This is a genomic window from Arthrobacter sp. 01N444 (assembly GCF_056399305.1).
On record NZ_JBFTRB010000001.1, the window covers coordinates 328090 to 347098 of the forward strand.

At 68.2% G+C, this 19009-nt stretch carries 18 protein-coding genes; 10 read left to right on the forward strand and 8 right to left on the reverse strand.

The window, feature by feature from the left end; genetic code table 11:
* The first annotated feature begins 5 nt into the window (after positions 1-5).
* The 4 genes from AC1DKN_RS01530 (at position 6) to AC1DKN_RS01545 (ending at position 3217) form a co-directional block, all read left to right on the forward strand.
* Positions 6-698, forward strand: a complete 693-nt coding sequence (locus tag AC1DKN_RS01530) for a GntR family transcriptional regulator (protein WP_476870281.1) — start codon at positions 6-8, stop codon at positions 696-698.
* Positions 699-906: 208 nt separating this feature from the next.
* Positions 907-1776, forward strand: coding sequence for a substrate-binding domain-containing protein (locus AC1DKN_RS01535; protein WP_476870282.1), 870 nt, complete (start codon positions 907-909; stop codon positions 1774-1776).
* A gap of 76 nt (positions 1777-1852) precedes the next feature.
* Positions 1853-2764, forward strand: coding sequence for a ribokinase (locus AC1DKN_RS01540; protein ID WP_476870283.1), 912 nt, complete (start codon positions 1853-1855; stop codon positions 2762-2764).
* A 96-nt stretch (positions 2765-2860) separates the two neighbouring features.
* Positions 2861-3217, forward strand: coding sequence for a hypothetical protein (locus tag AC1DKN_RS01545; protein WP_476870284.1), 357 nt, complete (start codon positions 2861-2863; stop codon positions 3215-3217).
* Between the two features lie 88 nt (positions 3218-3305).
* Here AC1DKN_RS01545 and AC1DKN_RS01550 read toward each other — a convergent pair whose 3' ends face one another.
* Both AC1DKN_RS01550 and AC1DKN_RS01555 read right to left on the reverse strand, forming a co-directional pair.
* Positions 3306-4394: a LacI family DNA-binding transcriptional regulator gene (locus tag AC1DKN_RS01550; RefSeq protein WP_476870285.1), complete on the reverse strand. Its 1089-nt coding sequence runs from the start codon at positions 4392-4394 to the stop codon at positions 3306-3308.
* Between the two features lies 1 nt (position 4395).
* Positions 4396-5646, reverse strand: a complete 1251-nt coding sequence (locus tag AC1DKN_RS01555; RefSeq protein ID WP_230006160.1) for a Gfo/Idh/MocA family protein — start codon at positions 5644-5646, stop codon at positions 4396-4398.
* A gap of 171 nt (positions 5647-5817) precedes the next feature.
* Here AC1DKN_RS01555 and AC1DKN_RS01560 point away from each other — a divergent pair, with 171 nt between their 5' ends.
* The 6 genes from AC1DKN_RS01560 (at position 5818) to galK (ending at position 13798) form a co-directional block, all read left to right on the forward strand.
* Entirely contained in the window at positions 5818-6774 is a 957-nt protein-coding gene (locus tag AC1DKN_RS01560) for a carbohydrate ABC transporter permease (protein WP_476856738.1), read from the forward strand.
* A gap of 12 nt (positions 6775-6786) precedes the next feature.
* On the forward strand, positions 6787-7719 hold the full coding sequence (locus AC1DKN_RS01565) for a carbohydrate ABC transporter permease (RefSeq protein WP_476870286.1): 933 nt from the start codon (positions 6787-6789) through the stop codon (positions 7717-7719).
* A gap of 71 nt (positions 7720-7790) precedes the next feature.
* Entirely contained in the window at positions 7791-9134 is a 1344-nt protein-coding gene (locus AC1DKN_RS01570; protein WP_476859667.1) for an ABC transporter substrate-binding protein, read from the forward strand.
* Positions 9135-9260: 126 nt separating this feature from the next.
* Positions 9261-11426 (forward strand): alpha-galactosidase, encoded by a 2166-nt coding sequence (locus AC1DKN_RS01575; RefSeq protein WP_476870287.1) that lies wholly within the window; start codon positions 9261-9263, stop codon positions 11424-11426.
* A gap of 66 nt (positions 11427-11492) precedes the next feature.
* Positions 11493-12629 carry a galactose-1-phosphate uridylyltransferase gene (galT, locus tag AC1DKN_RS01580; protein WP_476870288.1) on the forward strand — a complete coding sequence of 379 codons (1137 nt, stop codon included), beginning with the start codon at positions 11493-11495 and terminating at the stop codon, positions 12627-12629.
* Complete coding sequence (gene galK / locus AC1DKN_RS01585; RefSeq protein ID WP_476870289.1) at positions 12626-13798, forward strand: galactokinase; 1173 nt, start codon at positions 12626-12628, stop codon at positions 13796-13798. Before galT ends, galK begins: the two co-directional genes overlap by 4 nt.
* Positions 13799-13866: 68 nt before the next feature.
* Here the strand turns inward: galK and AC1DKN_RS01590 are convergent, their stop codons facing one another.
* From AC1DKN_RS01590 to AC1DKN_RS01615, 6 genes are all read right to left on the reverse strand, one after another.
* On the reverse strand, positions 13867-14583 hold the full coding sequence (locus tag AC1DKN_RS01590; RefSeq protein ID WP_476870290.1) for an urease accessory protein UreD: 717 nt from the start codon (positions 14581-14583) through the stop codon (positions 13867-13869).
* A 299-nt stretch (positions 14584-14882) separates the two neighbouring features.
* Positions 14883-15500, reverse strand: coding sequence for an urease accessory protein UreG (ureG, locus tag AC1DKN_RS01595; protein ID WP_476870291.1), 618 nt, complete (start codon positions 15498-15500; stop codon positions 14883-14885).
* A 34-nt stretch (positions 15501-15534) separates the two neighbouring features.
* Positions 15535-16203: an urease accessory protein UreF gene (locus AC1DKN_RS01600; RefSeq protein WP_476851768.1), complete on the reverse strand. Its 669-nt coding sequence runs from the start codon at positions 16201-16203 to the stop codon at positions 15535-15537.
* A gap of 165 nt (positions 16204-16368) precedes the next feature.
* Positions 16369-16851 (reverse strand): urease accessory protein UreE, encoded by a 483-nt coding sequence (ureE, locus tag AC1DKN_RS01605; protein ID WP_476851767.1) that lies wholly within the window; start codon positions 16849-16851, stop codon positions 16369-16371.
* 19 nt (positions 16852-16870) lie between these two features.
* Positions 16871-18661 carry an urease subunit alpha gene (gene ureC / locus AC1DKN_RS01610; RefSeq protein ID WP_476870292.1) on the reverse strand — a complete coding sequence of 597 codons (1791 nt, stop codon included), beginning with the start codon at positions 18659-18661 and terminating at the stop codon, positions 16871-16873.
* Entirely contained in the window at positions 18658-19008 is a 351-nt protein-coding gene (locus tag AC1DKN_RS01615; protein ID WP_230010925.1) for an urease subunit beta, read from the reverse strand. Before AC1DKN_RS01615 ends, ureC begins: the two co-directional genes overlap by 4 nt.
* Position 19009 lies beyond the last annotated feature (1 nt).

The following is a 19009-nucleotide window of genomic DNA, read 5'->3' on the forward strand; positions in this document are numbered from 1 at the left end:
GCACTATGACCACTCCCGATGCAGCTGCCGGCTCTGCCCTGGGCGCAGCCGCGGCGCGGCTGCGCGTGGCCGTCCCCTCCGTGGCGGACCGGGTGGCGGCCGAGCTGCGCCTGCAACTGGCGGAGGGCCTGCTCCTGCCGGGAGTCCGGCTCACGGAGTCGACCATCGCCGAAGACCTGGGCGTCTCCCGCAACACGGTCCGCGAGGCCTTCGCCGAACTGGCGGCCGAGCGCCTGGTGGTCCGGCACCCCAACCGCGGCGTCTTCGTGGCCAGACTCGAGGCCGGCGACATCCACGACGTCTACACCGTGCGCCGCGCCATTGAAGTCAGTGCGATCCGCGGCGGCGGCAGCCCGGAGCGCGTGGCCGCGGTCCGCGCTGCCGTTGAAGAGGGCAAAGCCGCCGCCGCCGCCAATGACGAGGAGGGCCTGGGCAGCGCCAACCAGCATTTCCATGGTGCGATCGTGGCCCTGGCGGGCAGCCGGCGGCTGGACACGATCATGTCCCAGGTGCTGGCCGAGATGCGGCTGTTCTTCCACAAGGCCACCGTGGACGCGCACTTCTACCGGGGCTACCTGCCGGACAACGAGGAAATCTGCACCGCCCTGGAAGCCGGAGACCTGGACCGCGCCGGCGCGCTGCTGCTGGCCTATTTGAACCGGTCCGAGGAGCGCCAGGCCGCCGTCCACGGCGAGTGAACGATTCCATGGAATCGATTCCATGAATTGGTTTGAGCGCGGGAGGCGGCAGCAGTGACGGGACCATCCATCACCATCAAGGACGTGGCGGCATTGGCCGGCGTCTCCCCCGCCACGGCGTCCAGGGTGCTCTCCGGAAACCCGGCGACCTCCGCCGAGTCCCGCCAGAGGGTGGCCGCCGCCGTCACAGAGCTGGACTTCCGCCCCAATGCCCAGGCGCGCGCTCCGTTCCACCAGGACCAACGTCATCGGACTGCTCGTTTCAGATGTCCGCAACCCCTTTTTCGCCGATCTGGCCCACGCCGCCGAGCAGGCTGCCCTCGCGGAGGGGCTCGTGACCCTGCTGGGAAACGCCAACGAGAGCAATCCGCAGCAGGACCGGTACCTGGACACCTTCATTTCGCAGCGCGTGGACGGCGTGATCGCCGCACCACAGGGCGAAGGCAATTCCAGCCTGCGCGCGCTGCTGGAACGTGAGATCCCCACGGTGTTCGTCGACCGGACCGTCGATGGCATCGACGTCCCCAGCGTGACCACGGACAGTGATTCCGGCATCCGCCAGGCTGTGGAGCATCTCGCCCGGCAGGGTCACGAACGCGTCGGCTATATCGCCGGGCCCCAGACCACGTCCACCGGGCGGGACCGGCTCAAGTCCTTCGCCCGCGCCGCCGGTGAGTTCGGGCTCAGCACCGATCCGGCCCTGACGTATTTCGGCGACTTCCAGTCCGCCAGCGGCTCGGCGGGGGCGCACCACCTGCTGGGTCTCGCTCAGCCGCCGACCGCCCTGCTGGCAGCCGACAGCCCCATGGCCGTCGGGGCACTGGCCACATTGAACCGGAAAGGCCTGCGGATCGGCCGCGACATGGCCCTCATCGCCTTCGACGACATCGAATGGTTTTCCCTGCTAGATCCGCCGCTGACCGTCATCTGCCATGACGTGGAGGCGATGGGCCGCACCGCGGTCCGGCTGCTGCTTGAGGTGATCGACGGGCAGAAGCCGGCATCAGTCGTCCTCCCGAGCGAGCTCATTGTCCGTGCTTCCTCGGGCACTGCCGACGCGAGCCTGGGGCGGCCGTGACGGCAGCGCCCCTCAATTCCGCCCCTATGTACTGCGGCTTCGGGCACCGTCCCGCACCACCGAAGGAGCAGGTCCAATGAGCACGGTTTTTGTGGTCGGAAGCCTCAATATCGACCAGAACATCCGCGTCAGCGCCCTGCCCCGGGCGGGCGAAACCGTCCGGGGCTCGGACGCCACGTACAGCCCCGGGGGCAAGGGCGGCAACCAGGCCGTCGCGGCCGCCCGGGCCGGCGCCGCAGTGAAGTTCACCGGCGCCGTCGGCGACGACGCCCATGGCCAGCGGATTCTTGAGGTCCTCGCCGAGGCCGGCATCGATGCCGGCCACGTTCGGGTCAGCGGCACCGCCGCCACCGGAACGGCGGTCATCGCGGTCGATGACCAGGGCGAAAACCAGATCATCGTGAGTCCGGGCGCGAACGCCGGGCTTACCGCCGCCGACGTCGAAGCGGGACTCGCCGGCGTCCAGCCCGGCGACGTCCTGGTCCTGCAGCTGGAAATCCCGACGGCGCTGGTCCGGCAGGCCGCGCGGACCGCGAAGAATCGCGGGGCATTCGTCATCCTCAACGCCGCGCCGGCCCCCCGGCAGATCGAGGCGCTGCTCGACGACGTCGACCTCCTGGTGGTGAACGAACAGGAAATCCAGGTTCTCGCGGGCCTCACCGGCCTGGCCGGAATCCAAGGAAACCACCGGGAGCTGGTCGTGTCGCTCCCGCCCGTCCTGGGGCCCGCCATCGTGTGCACCGCCGGCGCGGAAGGATCCTTCACCGTCGTCGACGGCAGTCCCGTGCACGTGCCGGCAACGAAAGTGGACGCCAGGGACACCACCGGAGCCGGCGACACGTTCGTGGGCTACCTCGCCGCATCCCTCGCCGGCAGCGACCGCGAGATGCCTGCGGCAATGCTCCACGCCACCCATGCCTCCGCTGTCGCCGTGACGCGCCCCGGCGCTATGGAATCGATTCCATGGCGCGATGAAGTACCGGCATAGCCGCCAAACCCCGCAACACCCGGCCTGAACGTCCCGCACTAAGTCCCACACGAAGGAGACCCATGAAAATCGCACTCGGGCAACCCGTTCCTGATCGTGCTGGCGTTCGTGATCGGCATCGGCATCATCCACGCGACCTTTACCGGCACGCAGGGCGCCTGGTTCGCGGAGCTGTTCCGGACCAACACCAGGACGTCCGGCGCCTCCATCGGATACCAGGTCGCCGCCTCCATTTCCGGATTCGCGCCCTTCCTCGCCGTGCTCCTGGCCTCCATCTTCGGGTGGGCCAGCGGCGCCTCGCTGTACGTCCTGGTGGGTGTCATTGGCCTGATCGGCGTGCTGAACACCCGCGAAACCTGGGGCGCCAAGGAAAAGGCTGAAGTGGACGCCATCATCGCCGGCGAGCCGGCCGCCGCCGCGGAGGACCAGACGGCGCCATCGGCTGCCCGGTAGCCGCACAGCAAAGACCCGCAATAAACGTCCGACCGGGGCCGGCCTCTTGGAGGCCGGCCCCGGTCGCAGCAGTCTGAAGTATCCCGTGCTACTTTCCGGCCGCAACCGGCGCGGCGGGCCCGGGCGCGGCAGGCACCGGCGCGGCAGGCACCGGCGCGCAGCCGCAGGACGCGCGCAGGACCAGCTCCACGGGGAAGATCCTGTTCCGGGTGGGAGAAACGCCGTCAAAGCCAATGAGCGCTTCGACGGCGGCCTCGGCCATGGCCTGGACGGGCTGCGCGACCGTGCTCAACGGCGGCCAGCTGAACTCCGCCTCAGCCGAGCCGTCGAAGGAGAAGACCGCCAGGTCCTCGGGGACCCGCAGCCCGGCCTCGGACATGGCGCGCAGCAGGCCGACGGCCTGCAGGTCGGAACTGACGAACACGGCGGTGGGTCGGTCCGCGGCCGCGAGCAGCCGCTGCCCGGCCCGGTAGCCGCCCTGCCGGTCGAAGTCACAGCGCAGAATGGGTCCTTCCGGGAGGCCGGCCTCCGCGAGCCCCTGCTGCCACCCGACCTCGCGGGCATCGAGATCATTGCCGGCGTTCATGCCCATGACCAGTGCGATGTTGCGGTGGCCGTGGCCCACCAGGTGCTCGACGGCACGCCGGGAGCCTTCCAGCAGCTCCACGCCGACCGAGTTGAAGCCCGGCACCTCGGTGCTGTGGTTGAGCAGCACGGCGGGGATCTCCGAATGCTCCAGCTCGGTCAGGTCGGGTTCGAACAGCACGCTGGAGAGGAAGACCCCGTCAACGCGGCGGCTCGCGAGGTTCCTGACCTGGCGCCGCTCATTGGCCGCCGATCCGCCCGAGTTCGCCAGCAGCAGGGCATAGCCGCGCGCCGCCGCGGCTTCCTCCACGGCGCGGGCCAAAGTGGCGAAGAAGGGGTTGGTGGTGTCCGGGACCACCATGCCGAGCATCTCGCTGGAGCCAAGTTTCAGTGCCCTCGCCGCGGCGTTCGGACGGTACCCCAGGGCGCTGATGGCCTCGCGGACTTTCGCAGCGGTCACCGGGGAGACCCGCTTGGGGCCGCCGTTCACCACATAGCTGACGACGGCGGTGCTGACGCCCGCCAGCCTGGCCACGTCTTTTCGGGTGATCGTGGGCCTGGCGGAGGCGGGCGAGTGTGGCACAGTGACCATGCTACCGCCGGAGTTCCCCGGCTAAGCCTTCCTCGTTGGTTCCCTGCGCAGGCAGCAGGACGGGGGCGTCGCCGTGGTCCGGCACGGGCAACCGCTCCCCGCCGCGGAGGGCGGACTCGTGCGCCACGATCCCCGGCAGCGTGTAGCGGGCGGCTTCCCAGGCGTTGACGGGCGGGAGCGTTCCCGTGTCGACGGCCGTGGCAAAGTCGTCCACCAGGAAGTGGTGGCTGCCCTCGTGCCCGTTGTGAAGTCCGCGGAACTCGGCCGGAAGCCGGCCGGCGTCATGCACGGGTGCCATTCCGGAGCTGAAGGCGTCCCGCAGTGCCGGTGCGACACTGGCCAGCGAAGGATCGTCGGCAGCCAGCGTGGCCCCGGTGGCCAGTTCCGCGCTGACGTCGGTCACGGACTCCTTGTCCTGCCACACACTGACCGTGGCCAGCTGCTCGAAGCTGGCGTCCGTGCCGAAGTACCGGAAGCGGCTTTCGCGCAGGTGGGAGGGGTAGCCGACGCGGCGCATCTCGTTGATGCGCATGGACCCGCCGGTTGAGAGTTCGAACAGCGCGGTGGCATTGGAGAAGTCGTTGCCGAACATGCTGACATCCTTATCGAACACGCCGTCGCCGCGCTCGTCGGAGACGCCAATGCAGCTGACGCTGACGGCATGGCCGCCGATTGCGCCCAGTACCCCGCCGGTGGAGTGAGTCGGATACAGCATGGGCGGGTAGCTGGCGGTGCGTTTCCAGTCCTCCCCGCCGCTGTACTGGTAGGCCTCGTAGAAGCCGAGATCCATGTCGTGGACGTAGTCGCCCTCGGCGTAGAAGATGCGGCCAAAGGCGCCTTCAGCCTTGCGCTTGCGGGCATAGACGGTGGCGGGGTTGTAGTAGCTTGTCTCGCCCATCATGTAGGTCAGGCCCGTCTCCCGGACAGCCTCGATGATCCGGGCGATCTCGTCCTCGCTGATGGCCATCGGCACTGCCGAATACACATGCTTGCCCGCCCGGAGCGCCTGCAGCACCAGCGGCCCGTGCGTCCAGCGCTGGGTGAAGATCGCCACGGCGTCGAGGCCGCCGTCGAGCATGGCCTCAAAGCTGGGATAGGTCCCCGCCAGGCCGAGCCGCTCCCGGAGGGCCTCGGCCCGTTCCGGCAGGACGTCCGTGACATGGACTTCTGAAATCGCGGGATGGGCGTCGAAGAGTTTGGCGAAGGCGCCTGCGAACTGTCCGGCGCCGACAATGCCTAGTGAGAAAGTCATGCACGCAAGTTTTACACCAGTTTCTACTCGAGTCAATAGCAGAAGATGAGCAGAAAGATTCCTCCCGGAAACATAAAAGAAACGCTTGCGCATAAGAAAGTTACTCGTGTAGATTCAGGCCTCAGTTGTAATCCACGTCACAGCATCCACGTAACTGCGGAGGACCCACCAATGACCACCACAACTGCCCGCGGAGCCGTTCCGGCCCGCAAGGCGCCCGGCACGGGAACGGGCAATGCTGCCCCCCGCGGCCGGCGCCGAACCCGCAGCGACCTGAGGGTCGCCCTTCTCTTCATCGCCCCGGCCTTGCTCGGCTTCGTTGCCTTCTACCTGGTGCCGAGCATCCGCGGCGTCTACCTCAGCTTCACCGAGTACAGCGTTTTGGGCGATCCCACCTGGATCGGCACCAAAAACTACACCGCGATCTTCGCGGACGATCTCTTCTGGAACGCCATGGCCGTGACGGTCCAGTACGTGGCACTGAACATCGGCTTCCAGACCGTCATCGCGCTCGGACTTGCCCTGCTGATGCACAACGTCGCCAAGTCCACGCTAATCCGCGGCGCCCTGCTGCTGCCCTTCCTGGTGGCGAACGTGATCGTCGCGCTGCTCTGGTTCTGGATGCTCGACTACCAGCTGGGAATCGTCAACGAGGTCATCAACTGGCTGGGCCTGCCGCGCATCGCCTTCTTCGGCAGCGAGCAATGGGCCATCCCCACCATCGCCGGCGTCAATGTCTGGCGGCACATGGGCTACACCGCCCTGCTGATCTTCGCCGGCCTGCAGTCCATCCCCAACCACGTGTACGAGGTCGCCTCGCTCGACGGCGCCTCCCCGACCCGGACCTTCTGGAGCATCACGATGCCGCTCCTGCGCCCGGTGCTGGTGTTGGTCCTGGTGGTCACCGTCATCGGCTCCTTCCAGGTCTTCGACACCGTGGCAGTGACCACGGGCGGCGGCCCGATCAATGCCTCCCGCGTCATCCAGATGTACATCTACCAGAAGGCCTTCGGTGAATCCGACTTCGGCTACGCCTCGGCCCTGTCCGTCATTCTCTTCGTCATTCTCGCTCTCGTGGCCTTCGTCCAGATGAAGTTCCTCAAGGGCAACGAATCGGATCTGGACTAAGGAACCCCAGCCATGACTACCCTCGCCCCTTCCCGCAAGAAGCCTGCCACCTCCGCTCCCGCTCCCAGGAAGCCGGTCAACTGGCGCCGCGTCGGCGCCTGGACCCTCGTCGCCATTGCCGTCGCCGTGACGATCGCGCCGTTCCTCTGGATGCTCCGCACCGCACTGTCCAGCAACGCCTCCCTGGCCTCGAACGCCAGCAACCTCCTGCCGGCCGATTTCAGCCTCGGCGCCTTCAAGCGGGTCCTGGGGCTGCAGAGCCCCGAGGAAGCAATCGCCGAGGGAGGCTCCGGCGCCGCCATCAACTTCTGGCTGTACCTGCGGAACTCCGTCGTCTTCGCCACCGTCACCACCGCCGGGCAGGTCTTCTTCAGCGCGATGGCCGCCTACGCCTTCTCCCGGCTCCGCTGGCCGGGCCGGAACGTGGTGTTCGGCCTGTTCCTGGCCACCATGATGGTCCCGCCGATCTTCACAGCCCTGCCCAACTTCCTGATGATCAAGAACCTCGGCCTGCTCAATACCTTCGCCGGTCTGGCCCTGCCGTTCCTGTTCATGACCCCCTTCGCCATCTTCTTCCTGCGCCAGTTCTTCCTCTCCATGTCCCGCGAGGTGGAAGAGGCCGCCATGCTCGACGGCGCCAAGCACGTGCGGATCTTCTTCCAGATCGTGCTCCCGAACGCCGCGGCCCCCCTGGCCACCCTTGCGCTGCTGACCTTCATCGGCCAATGGAACGAGTACTTCTGGCCGCTGCTGGTGGGCCAGGACGAAAGCGTCCGCGTCCTCACCGTGGGCCTGGGCGTCTTCAAGTCCCAGTCCCCGCAGGGCGCCCCCGACTGGTCCGGCCTGATGGCCGCCACCCTGATCGCGGCCCTGCCCGTCCTCCTGCTCTTCATCGCCTTCGGCAAGCGGGTGGTCAACTCCATCGGCTTCTCCGGCATCAAGTAACCCCGGCCCAACACGCAGTGCCCCGTTAACAAACCTTCCCCTCAAAGAAGCACTTCCATGAAAGGTCCACCATGAAGAAGACCCTCGGCGCCGTCGCTGCCGCTGCAGCCATCGCCATCTCCCTCTCCGCCTGCGGCGGGTCCGCCCCGGCATCCTCCGAAGCCAAGGGGGAGATCAACTACTGGCTCTGGGACGCCAACCAGCTCCCGGCCTACCAGCAGTGCGCCGACGATTTCACCAAGGCCAACCCGGATATCAAGGTCAAGATCACCCAGCGCGGCTGGGACGACTACTGGACCACCCTGACCAACGGCTTCATTGCCGGCACGGCGCCGGATGTCTTCACCGACCACCTCTCCAAGTACCCCGAGTACGCGGCGAAGAAGCAGCTCCTGGCCCTCGATGACGCCGTGGCCAAGGACGGCATCAAGCTGGACAGCTACACCAAGGGCCTGGCCGAGCTCTGGGTCGGCCAGGACGGGAAGCGCTACGGGCTGCCCAAGGACTGGGACACTGTAGGCCTCTTCTACAACAAGGCCATGACCGACTCCGCCGGTCTCACCGCCGAGCAGATGGCTACCCTGGACTGGAACCCGCAGGACGGCGGCAGCTACGAAAAAGCCATCGCCCACCTGACCGTGGACAAGCGCGGCAAGCGCGGCGACGAGGCCGGCTTCGACAAGGACAACGTGGCCGTCTACGGCCTCGGCCTGGAGTCCTCCGGCTCGGGCCAGGGCCAGACGCAGTGGAGCTTCCTCAGCGCCACCACCGGCTGGACCCACACCGACAAGAACCCCTGGGGCACCAAGTTCAACTACGACGACCCCAAGTTCCAGGAGACCATTGCCTGGTGGGCCGGCCTGGCGGACAAGGGCTACATGCCCAAGCTTGAAACCACGGTAGGCGCCAGCATGTCGGACAACTTCGGCGCCGGCAAGGCCGCCATCAACACCTCGGGCGACTGGCTGATCGGCCAGTACACCGGATACAAGGGTATCCAGACCGGCTTCGCACCCACCCCGACAGGACCGGACGGCAAGCGTGCAAGCATGTTCAACGGCCTGGCCGACTCCATCTGGGCCGGCACCAAGAAGCCCGCAGCAGCCACCAAGTGGGTTGAATACCTCGCTTCCACCGCCTGCCAGGACGTCGTAGCTTCCAAGGCCGTCGTGTTCCCGGCTCTCACCAGCTCCTCCGAGAAGGCAGCCGAAGCGTTCAAGGCCAAGGGCACCGACGTCTCCGCCTTCACCACCCACGTCAAGGAAGGAACCACGTTCCTGTTCCCGATCGCGGACAAGGCGGCCAAGGTGGACGGCATCATGAAGCCGGCTATGGACGCCGTCCTCTCCGGCAAGCAGCCGGCCAGCTCCCTCTCGCAGGCCAACGAGCAGGTCAACTCACTTTTCAACAAGTAAGCCTGTTCAACAAGTAAGCCCCTGAAGCCACAGCCGCCCGCAACGGCGGCGCCCGGTGCGCGGGGTCCCCAACCCGGGATCCCGCGCACCAGCACCTGACTTCCGCACTACTGAAAGCGAATCCCCATGCACCCCGTGCACCTGCGTTCTGCCGGCACCAGCGTCCTGCTGGCCTTCGACTCCGGCGAGGCCGAGATCGTCCATTGGGGCGCCGACCTCGGGGAGAACCTCCCCGATCTGGCGATCCTCCACGGGGCCGTCCAGCACTCCGCCCTCGACCTCCCCGTCACCGCCGGACTGCTCCCGCAGGCCTCCTCCGGCTGGGCCGGGCGGCCGGGCCTGCGCGGACACCGGAACGTCGACGGCGGCCCCGGCCTGGACTTCTCGCCGGCCCTGCGGGTCGTTGCCGCCCAGATGCAGGACGGCGGGCGCACCGTGGTGATCATCCACCGGGACTCCGAGGCCGGACTTGAGGTCAGTTCCGAACTCACCCTGCACCCCGGCGGCCTCCTGGAGCTGGCTCACACGCTGACCAACAGCGGCACGGCCGAATACCAGCTCGACGAACTCGCCACGGTGCTGCCGGTGCCGCGGGACGCCACGGAACTGCTCGACCTCACCGGACGCTGGTGCCGCGAAAACCACCCGCAGCGGCACGCCGTCCAGCAGGGCACCTGGGTCCGCACCGGCCGGCACGGCCGGACCGGCCACGACTCGTCCCTGCTGGTGGCAGCCGGGACCGCCGGCTTCGCCAACCGCACAGGCCAGGTCTGGGCCACGCACCTGGGCTGGAGCGGCAACCACGAGCAGTACCTCGACAGCCTCGCGGACGGCCGGCGCATGCTCGGTGCCGCCGAGCTGCTCGGCTCCGCCGAAGTGGTGCTGCGCCCCGGCGGCAGCTACCGGACGCCGTCGCTCTATGCCGCCTACTCCGGCCGCGGCCTGGACGGCATCACCGAGGCCTTCTACCACTGGTTCCGTGCCCGGCCGCAGCATGTGGACACCACCTCCGGCCGGGTCCGCCCGGTGGTGCTGAACACCTGGGAAGCGGTCTACTTCGACCACAGCCTCGAGCCGCTGCTCGAACTCGCCGAAGCGGCCGCCGGGCTCGGCGTGGAACGCTTCGTCCTCGACGACGGCTGGTTCCGCGGCCGCCGCGATGATCACGCGGGCCTTGGCGACTGGTACGTCGACGAGGGCCTGTGGCCCGAGGGCCTCACGCCGCTGATCGACGCGGTCACCGGCCACGGCATGGAGTTTGGGCTGTGGGTGGAGCCGGAGATGGTCAACCTGGACTCCGACGTCGCCCGCGAGCACCCGGACTGGATCGTGGGCCCGTCGCTGCTTTCCCACAAGGACGGCGGCCGGCTTCCGCACGCCTGGCGCCATCAGCACGTCCTGGACCTCGCCAACCCGGAGGCCTGGCAGTACATCTACGGCCGCCTCGATGCCCTGTTGCGCGAGAACAACATCGCCTACCTCAAATGGGACCAGAACCGCGACCTCACCGAGCACGGCCGCGGCGGCCGGCCGTCCGTCCACGAGCAGACGCTGGCCGCGTACCGTCTCTTCGACGCGCTCAAGTCAGCCCACCCGGACGTGGAGATTGAAAGCTGCTCCTCCGGCGGGGCCCGCGTGGACCTCGGCATCCTGCAGCGCACCGACCGGGTGTGGGCCTCGGACTGCAACGATGCCCTGGAGCGCCAGACAATCCAGCGCTGGACCCAGGCCGTCCTCCCCCCCGAACTCGTCGGATCACACATCGGCCCCACCACCTCGCACACCACGGCCCGCACCCACGACATCTCCTTCCGCGCCATCACGGCCCTCTTCGGCCATTTCGGCATGGAGTGGGACATCCGCGCAGCCACGGACGAGGAACGGGCCACGCTGCGCCGCGCCATCGCGCTCTACAAGCGCCACCGCGCACTGCTTCACTCCGGCAAGCGCGTCAACGCGGACACCGCCGAGCCCACCCTGAGCGTCCACGGTGTAGTTGCGCACGACGCCGGCGAGGCCCTGTTCGCTGCCGTGTCCCTGGCCTCCGCCCCGGCTGAGGTTCCCGGACTGGCCTCACTGCCGGGCCTTGACCCGAAGCGGAACTACCGCGTCCGGGCCGAACTGCCTACCCTTCTCGACGGCGACTACGCGCACACCTTTACCCAGATCCGGCCGCCGGCCTGGCTGGACGACGGGGCCGTTGCCACCGGCGCCTTCCTGCAGCACGTCGGCCTGCCCCTGCCGGTCCTGAACCCGGAGCACGCCCTGCTCCTCCACGTCCAGGCCCTCTGACCGTCCGGTCCCGCCCCCTGCTTCCGGGTCGGGCACCGCACGTCCCCTCACTTTCGAAGGAACCCCATGACCAGCATCATCAGCCGCAGCGACGCCCCGGCGTCGGTGTCCGCGGTGACCAGTACGCGCCTCGCCGACGGGCGCGAACTCCTGTATTTCGACGACACTTCCCATCCCCTGCAGCGCCCGTCAAGGGACCGCCGCGACCTTGCCGAGCGCGGCCCGTCCGGGGAAATCCGGTACGACGCGCTGACCGGGGAATGGGTGGCGGTCGCCGCGCACCGGCAACACAGGACGCATCTTCCGCCGGCGGACGAGTGCCCGCTGTGCCCGAGCACCGACGCGCGGCCCTCGGAGATCCCGGCGGATTACGACGTCGCCGTGTTTGAAAACCGCTTCCCCTCGCTCGGTCCGGATCTCGCCGCCGCCCCGGCAGCGCCGGGCTGGGGTACCCGCGGGACCGCCGGCGGCCGGTGCGAGGTCGTAGCCTTCACGCCCGAGCACACCGGGACGTTCGCCGCCCTCAGCACCCGGCGGGTGCGCACCGTGATCGACGCCTGGGCGCACCGCACCGAGGCCCTGAGCGCGCTGCCCGGCGTGGCGCAGGTGTTCTGTTTCGAGAACCGCGGCCAGGACATCGGCGTGACACTGCACCATCCGCACGGCCAGATCTACGCCTACCCCTACGTCACGCCGAGGACCGCGGTGATGGCCGCGGCCGCCCGGCAGTTCCATGAGGCGGCGGGCGGGACGGCCACCCTGACCGGGGCGATTTTGGCGAGCGAACGTGCCGACGGCGCCCGGATGGTGCTCGAAGGCGATTTTTTCAGCGCCTACGTGCCGTTCGCGGCGCGCTGGCCGCTGGAAATCCATCTGGTCCCGCACCGCCAGGTTCCGGACCTCGCCGCGCTGACCGGCGCCGAGCGTGACGAGCTCGCCGTCCTGTATCCGGACCTGCTGGGCCGCCTCGACAGCCTCTACGGCAGCCCGACGCCGTATATCAGCGCCTGGCACCAGGCACCCCTTGACCCGGTGCTGCGCCGGTCCGGGTACCTGCACCTGCAGCTCACCTCCCCCCGGCGGGCCGCGGACAAACTCAAGTTCCTGGCCGGCTCCGAGGCCGCCATGGGCGCCTTCATCAACGACACGACTCCCGAAGAGGTTGCGGCCCGGCTCCGGGACGCCAGGGAAGGAACGGCATGACCACCACCGACACCGCAGGAACGGCCCTGGCGGACGCGGTGACCCGCGCCTTTGCCGGCCACTTCGGCCATGACGCCGACGGCGTGTGGCAGGCGCCGGGACGGGTCAACCTGATCGGCGAGCACACGGACTACAACGACGGCCTTGTCCTGCCGTTCGCCATCAACCGCACCACCACCGTGGCCGTGTCGGCCCGGGCGGACCGCACCGTGCGGCTGGCCTCGGCGTTCGCGGCCGCTGACCCGGTCGAATTCGATCTCGATACCTTCGCCCCGGACCAGGCGGCCGGCTGGTCCGCGTACCCGGCCGGAGTGGCGTGGGAGCTGGAACGTGCCGGCATCACAGTGCCGGGCTTTGACCTGTACGTGACCTCCGATGTCCCGGTCGGCGCCGGGCTGTCCTCCTCCGCCGCCCTGGAATGCGCCGTCGCGTTGGCCCTCTCCGACCTCACCGGAGCGGGCCTGGGCCGGGCCGAACTGGCGGACATCGGGCGGCGGGCCGAAAACAACGTCGTCGGCGCCCCCACCGGGATCATGGATCAGTCCGCGTCGATGCTCGGCACCCGGGACTGCGCGGTCTACCTGGACTGCCGCGACCTCAGCTCCCGCCCGGTGCCGCTCGGCCTGGAGGAGTCCGGGCTTCTCTGCCTGGTGATCGACACCAAGGTCTCGCACGCCCATGCCACCGGCGGGTACGCCGAACGCCGGTCCTCCTGCGTCCGCGGCGCCCGGGCCCTGGGCGTCGGCGCCCTTCGCGACCTTGACGCCGCCGATCTGCCGCGGGCCGGGCGCGTCCTCGACGACGTGACGTTCCGCCGGGTCCGGCACATTGTCACCGAGAACGAACGGGTCGCCCGGACCGCGGAATGGCTCACGTCCCATGGGCCGCTGGCAATCGGAGACCTGCTGGACGCCAGCCACCGCTCCATGCGGGACGACTTCGAAATCTCCTGCCCGGAACTGAACCTGGCCGTTGACACCGCACGCGCCAACGGGGCCATCGGGGCCCGGATGACCGGCGGCGGGTTCGGCGGCTCCGCCATCGCCCTGGTTCCAGTGGACGACGCCGATCAGGTCCGGTCCGCGGTCCTGGCCGGCTTCGCCGCCCGCGGGCTGCAGGCACCCGATGTCTTCGCCGTCCTGCCGGCAGAGGGGGCGCGCCGGCTGTGATCAGGCCGCCGGCCGGGTGGTCAGCGCCCGAAGCCGGCGGAGCGCAGTCCTCTGCTGGGTCCCGGCCATCAGTACTTCCTCAGATCCAGCGGATCCTGGCCGTACCAGCGCTTGCGCAGCAGGGCGGTGGCGGCTCCCAGAACACACCTCAGTTCCTCCGTGCTGTTCGAGAGCGACCTCAGCACCAGCCCGGCCGTTCCCAGCACGGCGGCGGTGAGCGAGATGCCGGTATGGGCGCCGAGCCCGGCCGTGATCTCGTGGAGTTCGTCGGCAAGGGCTTGGTCCACCCGCGGGTCCACCACGATCAGCGACCCCAGATGGCTGAAGCCCTCCATGAACGCCAGGCCCGTCACATCGCCCAGGGGCGGCCGGATGAGCACGTTGTCCAGGGCCAGCAGCCCGCCCGCCTCCCCGACGGACGCCTCCGACTCGACCCGGATCTCGGTCCGCAACCGCAGCTCCTCGTACCGGAACGAGGCCCCGTCCGGCGACCACCCCGGGGTCACAATTTCGGCCATGATGAGGCTCGACGACGGCCGCACCGTCACGTGCGTATTCTGCCGGTAGCTGGCCTCCCGGTAGGCGATCACCTGATCCGGGGCGAGCTCCAGCCGGGCCCCCTCCCCGAGCCGCAGCCGCATCCGCTGTTCGGCAAAGGATCCCGGAGTCCGGTAGATCTTGGTGGCCGACTGCGTGGCGAGCAGCAGCTTCGCCCCATCGGCCACCTCCACGTCAATCACATACAGGTCAGCGCCCAGATAGGCACCGCCAGGATTGACGAGCACATAACAAACCTGCCCGCTGCCATCCAAGTAATGCGGCCGCAAAACCCTCAAAGCCCCCCGATGGAACTGATGCGTGGCAACAGAACGTCCGTCCCGATTTTCGACGACGAGTTCCAGCTCCCCCATCGGCGACTTAACCGCTGAGGCGGCGAGGCCGGATTTTGGGGCCGCGGCGTGGCGGGCACCGCGGGGGGCCCACTGCCGCGAGGGTCCCGACTCGAGCTTGCGAGAGTCGGGAGCGGCTGGGGACGGGCACGGCCCCAAATCCGGCGAAGCCGCCGGACTCCGCACAATCGCCGTCACGACGCCAGGTCGAGCATCAGGACGTCCCGCCGCACCCATTCGATCACGCGGTCCAGCCCTTCGTCGGTCTTGAGGTTCGTGAAGCAGAACGGCTTCTCGCCCCGGAATTCCTTGGAGTCCCGCTCCATGACGGCCAGGTCCGCGCCGACGTGGGGGGCGAGGTCGGTCTTGTTGATGATGAACAGATCGGACTTGATCATGCCCTGGCCGGCCTTGCGCGGGATCTTCTCACCCTGGGCCACGTCGATGATGTAGATGGAAAAGTCCACCAGTTCGGGGCTGAACGTTGCGGAGAGGTTGTCGCCGCCGGATTCCACGAAGATCACCTGCAGGTCAGGGTGCCGCTTCTTCAGCTCCTCGATGGCGGCCGTATTCATGGACGTGTCTTCGCGGATGGCCGTGTGCGGGCAGCCGCCGGTTTCGACGCCGATGATCCGGTCGATCGGCAGGATCCCATTGGCGGCGAGAATCTTGGCGTCCTCGATTGTGTAGATGTCGTTGGTGATGGCCGCCATGGAGATCTCCCGGCTCATATGACGGGTGAGCCGCTCCACGAGCTGGGTCTTGCCGGCACCCACCGGGCCGCCGATGCCGATTTTGACGGGCTCAGACATATTCTTCTCCAGACATATTTTGTGTGTAGCTGGGTTAACTCATGAACATGCGGGCGCGCTGGCGTTCGTGCCGCATTTGCGAAATTTCCAGCCCGGGGCTGACGGCCCCAAAATCGTCAGGCGTGAGGTGACTGGAGCGCTCGGCGGCGGCAGCTACGCCGTCGGCCGCCTTCCGCAGGATCCGCTGGCCGGCGTTCTGCCCCAGGGGGATCGCCCGGACGGCGTTCTGCGTCAAGGACGTCACCGCGGCGAACAGATAAGCGGCGAGGGCCTCCGGGAGCGGTACGTTCAGGGACCGTGCGACGACGGCGAACGCCAGCGGCTGATGCCCGGCGGCACGGCCGGAACCCACCAGCTCCCGGTACTCCGCCAGATCTGCGGACGGAAAGATCTCGGCGCCGATCTCCAGCAGACGCCCGCCCATCTTGGTACTGGCCTCGCGCAACTGCCGGGGTAACAACTGGGCGGTCAACAACGCATCCAGTTCGGCAACCGGAACGTCCTCATAGAGGAACCGGATTGCCAGGGCGTCCGAGTACGTCAGCTGCTGTGAAATGAACGCCGCCAGCCACACCCCAAAGGACTCCTCGTCGTGCACCAGCCCGCGCTCCACATACGTCTCAAACCCCAGCGAGTGAGCAAACGCCCCGGTAGGCAAAGCGGAATCCGTCAGCTGCTGCAACGCAAGCTGGTACTGGGTCATGACCGCCCCCGAATGCGCGAAGCTGGGAAGGGGGCTGCGGTGTGGTGGGCACCGCGGTGGGCCCACTGCCGCGAGGGCCCCGACTCGAGCTTGCGAGAGTTGGGAGCGGCTGGGGACGGGCACAGCCCCCTTCCCAGCGGAGCGCCCAGCGCGGCCGCGGCGAAACTAGTGCGAGTGTTCGGCATGGCGGAAGGGGACGGGCATCACGCGTTCCTGGCGGTTGTAGGGCGCTCCGGCGTGTTTGAGATAGTCCTCCACGGTGTGGTCGTACTGGCAGACCATCACCTCCGCCCCGTACTCCGAGGAAGCGTCGAAGAACTGGGCCTGCAGGTGCCGGTTGCCCAGGGAGTGGGCCACCACCCCCATCTCGTGGATGGAGCGCGGGGCGATCACCAGGACGTCGGTGGGCAGGACCGACACCACGATCATGTTGGTGCCGGCCACGTGCAGGATGTCGCCGTCGCGCAGGTCGCCGGAACCGGCGGGGAGGCGGATGCCGAGTTCCTTCCCGTGGTCGGTGGTGACGCGCTGGATGCGTTTGACCAGCTGGGCACTGGGCAGCACCACCTTCTCGCGGTGGAGCCCAAAGTAGGGGTCCGGACCGGGAGGGAGGTCGTGGGTGTTGCCGAGGACCTTTTCGATGATCATGGTGGTCTCCTCTGGAAGCCTAGAAAAGGAAGTAGCGCTGCGCCATGGGCAGCACGTCTGAGGGCTCGCAGGTGACGTCCTCGCCGTCGACGCTCACCTGATACGTTTCCGGGTCCACCTCGATATCAGGGGTGGCGCCGTTGTACTTGAGGTCCGCCTTGGTAAGGTTCCTGATTCCGGACACCGGCCGGATGACCTTCTCCAGTCCGAGCTCGGCCGGGACCCTGGCCTCGATGGCGGCCTGGGAGAGGAAGGTGATGGAGGACTGCTGCAGCGCCTTGCCATAGGCGGCGAACATCGGCCGCATGGTGCGCGGCTGCGGGGTGGGAATGGAGGCGTTGGCGTCACCCATGAGGGCGTAGGCGATCTGGCCGCCCTTGAGCACAAGGTCCGGCTTCACTCCGAAGAACGCGGGGTCCCAGAGCACAAGGTCGGCGAACTTGCCGACCTCCACGGAGCCGATGGAATCGGCCATGCCCTGCGCGATAGCCGGGTTGATGGTGTATTTCGCCACGTAGCGCTTGAGCCGGAAGTTGTCGCTCTCGGCGCCCAGGCCTGACGCGGCCCCGTGCGCACCCCCGGCAGGATCCTTCAGTACGCCGCGCTGTTTCTTCATCTTGTCCGCCACCTGCCAGGTGCGGATGACCACCTCGCCCACCCGGCCCATGGCCTGGGAGTCCGAGGACGTGATCGCGAAGATGCCCAGGTCCTGCAGGACGTCCTCGGCGGCGATGGTCTCGGCGCGGATGCGGGAGTCCGCGAATGCCACGTCCTCCGGGATGTCCGGGTTCAGGTGGTGGCAGACCATGAGCATGTCCAGGTGCTCTTCGATGGTGTTGCGCGTGTACGGCAGGGTGGGGTTGGTGGACGCCGGCAGGACGTTGGGCAGCCCGGCGATCTTGATGATGTCCGGGGCGTGGCCGCCGCCGGCGCCTTCGGTGTGGAAGGTGTGGATCACGCGGCCGTCGATGGCCCGGATGGTGTCCTCCACGAAGCCGCACTCGTTCAGGGTGTCGGTGTGGATGGCCACCTGGACGTCGTACTGGTCCGCTACCTGCAGCGACGTGTCGATCGAGGACGTGGTGGAGCCCCAGTCCTCATGGACTTTCAGCCCGATCGCGCCGGCGCGGATTTGCTCGGCCAGGGGTTCGACGGCGGACGCGTGGCCCTTGCCGAACAGGCCGATGTTGATGGGCAGCCCTTCGGCGGCCTGCAGCATCCGCTGGATGTGCCATTTTCCGGGGGTGACGGTGGTGGCCTTGGTGCCTTCGGCGGGGCCGGTGCCGCCGCCGATCATCGTCGTCACGCCGCTGCACAGGGCGGCGGGGACCTGGTCCGGGGAGATGAAGTGGATGTGCGAGTCCACCCCGCCGGCGGTCAGGATTTTCCGTTCACCCGCAATGATCTCGGTGCTCGCGCCGATCACGATGTCCACGCCGTCGGTGATCTGCGGGTTGCCGGCCTTGCCGATCCGGAAGATGTGGCCGTCCCGGAGCGCGACGTCGGCCTTGTAGATGCCGGTGTAGTCCAGCACCACGACGTTGGTGATCACGGTGTCCGGGACTCCGCCGCCGGAATCGGTACTGCCGGAACCAATACCGCCGGAACCGTCACCGTCCCGGGTCACCTGGCCGTTCTGGCCCATGCCGTCGCGGATCACCTTGCCGCCGCCGAACACCACTTCCTCGCCGTAAACGGTAAGGTCCTTCTCGATCTCAAGAAACAGATCCGTGTCGGCCAGGCGGATGGCGTCGCCCGTCGTCGGGCCGTAGAGGTCCGCATACTGCCTGCGGGATAGCTCGAAACTCACTGTGCGTCACCTTCCCCTTCGGAAACAGGGAGTCCGCTCTTGCGGAGTGCGCCGTTGACGGCGTTGCTGAGGCCGTACACTTCCCGTCTGCCCGCGAGCTCGATCAGCCGGACGGTCCTGCTGTCCCCGGGTTCGAACCGCGCGGCCGTGCCGGCCGGGATGTCCAGCCGGCGGCCGTAGGCGGCCGCCCGGTCAAACTGCAGCGCCGAGTTGGCTTCGGCAAAGTGATAATGCGAGCCCACCTGGACGGGCCGGTCTCCGGTGTTGGTCACCGCGACCTCCACCGCCTCACGGCCGGCGTTGATGACCAGCGGCGCGGAACTGAGAACGTATTCTCCCGGAATCATC

Excerpts from the sequence above, each read along its gene's own strand:
- AC1DKN_RS01530 (WP_476870281.1), top strand. The coding sequence starts at position 6 with ATGACCACTCCCGATGCAGCTGCCGGCTCTGCCCTGGGCGCAGCCGCG.
- AC1DKN_RS01535 (WP_476870282.1), top strand. The coding sequence starts at position 907 with ATGCCCAGGCGCGCGCTCCGTTCCACCAGGACCAACGTCATCGGACTG.
- AC1DKN_RS01540 (WP_476870283.1), top strand. The coding sequence starts at position 1,853 with ATGAGCACGGTTTTTGTGGTCGGAAGCCTCAATATCGACCAGAACATC.
- AC1DKN_RS01550 (WP_476870285.1), bottom strand. The coding sequence starts at position 4,394 with ATGGTCACTGTGCCACACTCGCCCGCCTCCGCCAGGCCCACGATCACC.
- AC1DKN_RS01555 (WP_230006160.1), bottom strand. The coding sequence starts at position 5,646 with ATGACTTTCTCACTAGGCATTGTCGGCGCCGGACAGTTCGCAGGCGCC.
- AC1DKN_RS01560 (WP_476856738.1), top strand. The coding sequence starts at position 5,818 with ATGACCACCACAACTGCCCGCGGAGCCGTTCCGGCCCGCAAGGCGCCC.
- AC1DKN_RS01565 (WP_476870286.1), top strand. The coding sequence starts at position 6,787 with ATGACTACCCTCGCCCCTTCCCGCAAGAAGCCTGCCACCTCCGCTCCC.
- AC1DKN_RS01570 (WP_476859667.1), top strand. The coding sequence starts at position 7,791 with ATGAAGAAGACCCTCGGCGCCGTCGCTGCCGCTGCAGCCATCGCCATC.
- AC1DKN_RS01575 (WP_476870287.1), top strand. The coding sequence starts at position 9,261 with ATGCACCCCGTGCACCTGCGTTCTGCCGGCACCAGCGTCCTGCTGGCC.
- galT (WP_476870288.1), top strand. The coding sequence starts at position 11,493 with ATGACCAGCATCATCAGCCGCAGCGACGCCCCGGCGTCGGTGTCCGCG.
- galK (WP_476870289.1), top strand. The coding sequence starts at position 12,626 with ATGACCACCACCGACACCGCAGGAACGGCCCTGGCGGACGCGGTGACC.
- ureG (WP_476870291.1), bottom strand. The coding sequence starts at position 15,500 with ATGTCTGAGCCCGTCAAAATCGGCATCGGCGGCCCGGTGGGTGCCGGC.
- AC1DKN_RS01600 (WP_476851768.1), bottom strand. The coding sequence starts at position 16,203 with ATGACCCAGTACCAGCTTGCGTTGCAGCAGCTGACGGATTCCGCTTTG.
- ureE (WP_476851767.1), bottom strand. The coding sequence starts at position 16,851 with ATGATCATCGAAAAGGTCCTCGGCAACACCCACGACCTCCCTCCCGGT.
- AC1DKN_RS01615 (WP_230010925.1), bottom strand. The coding sequence starts at position 19,008 with ATGATTCCGGGAGAATACGTTCTCAGTTCCGCGCCGCTGGTCATCAAC.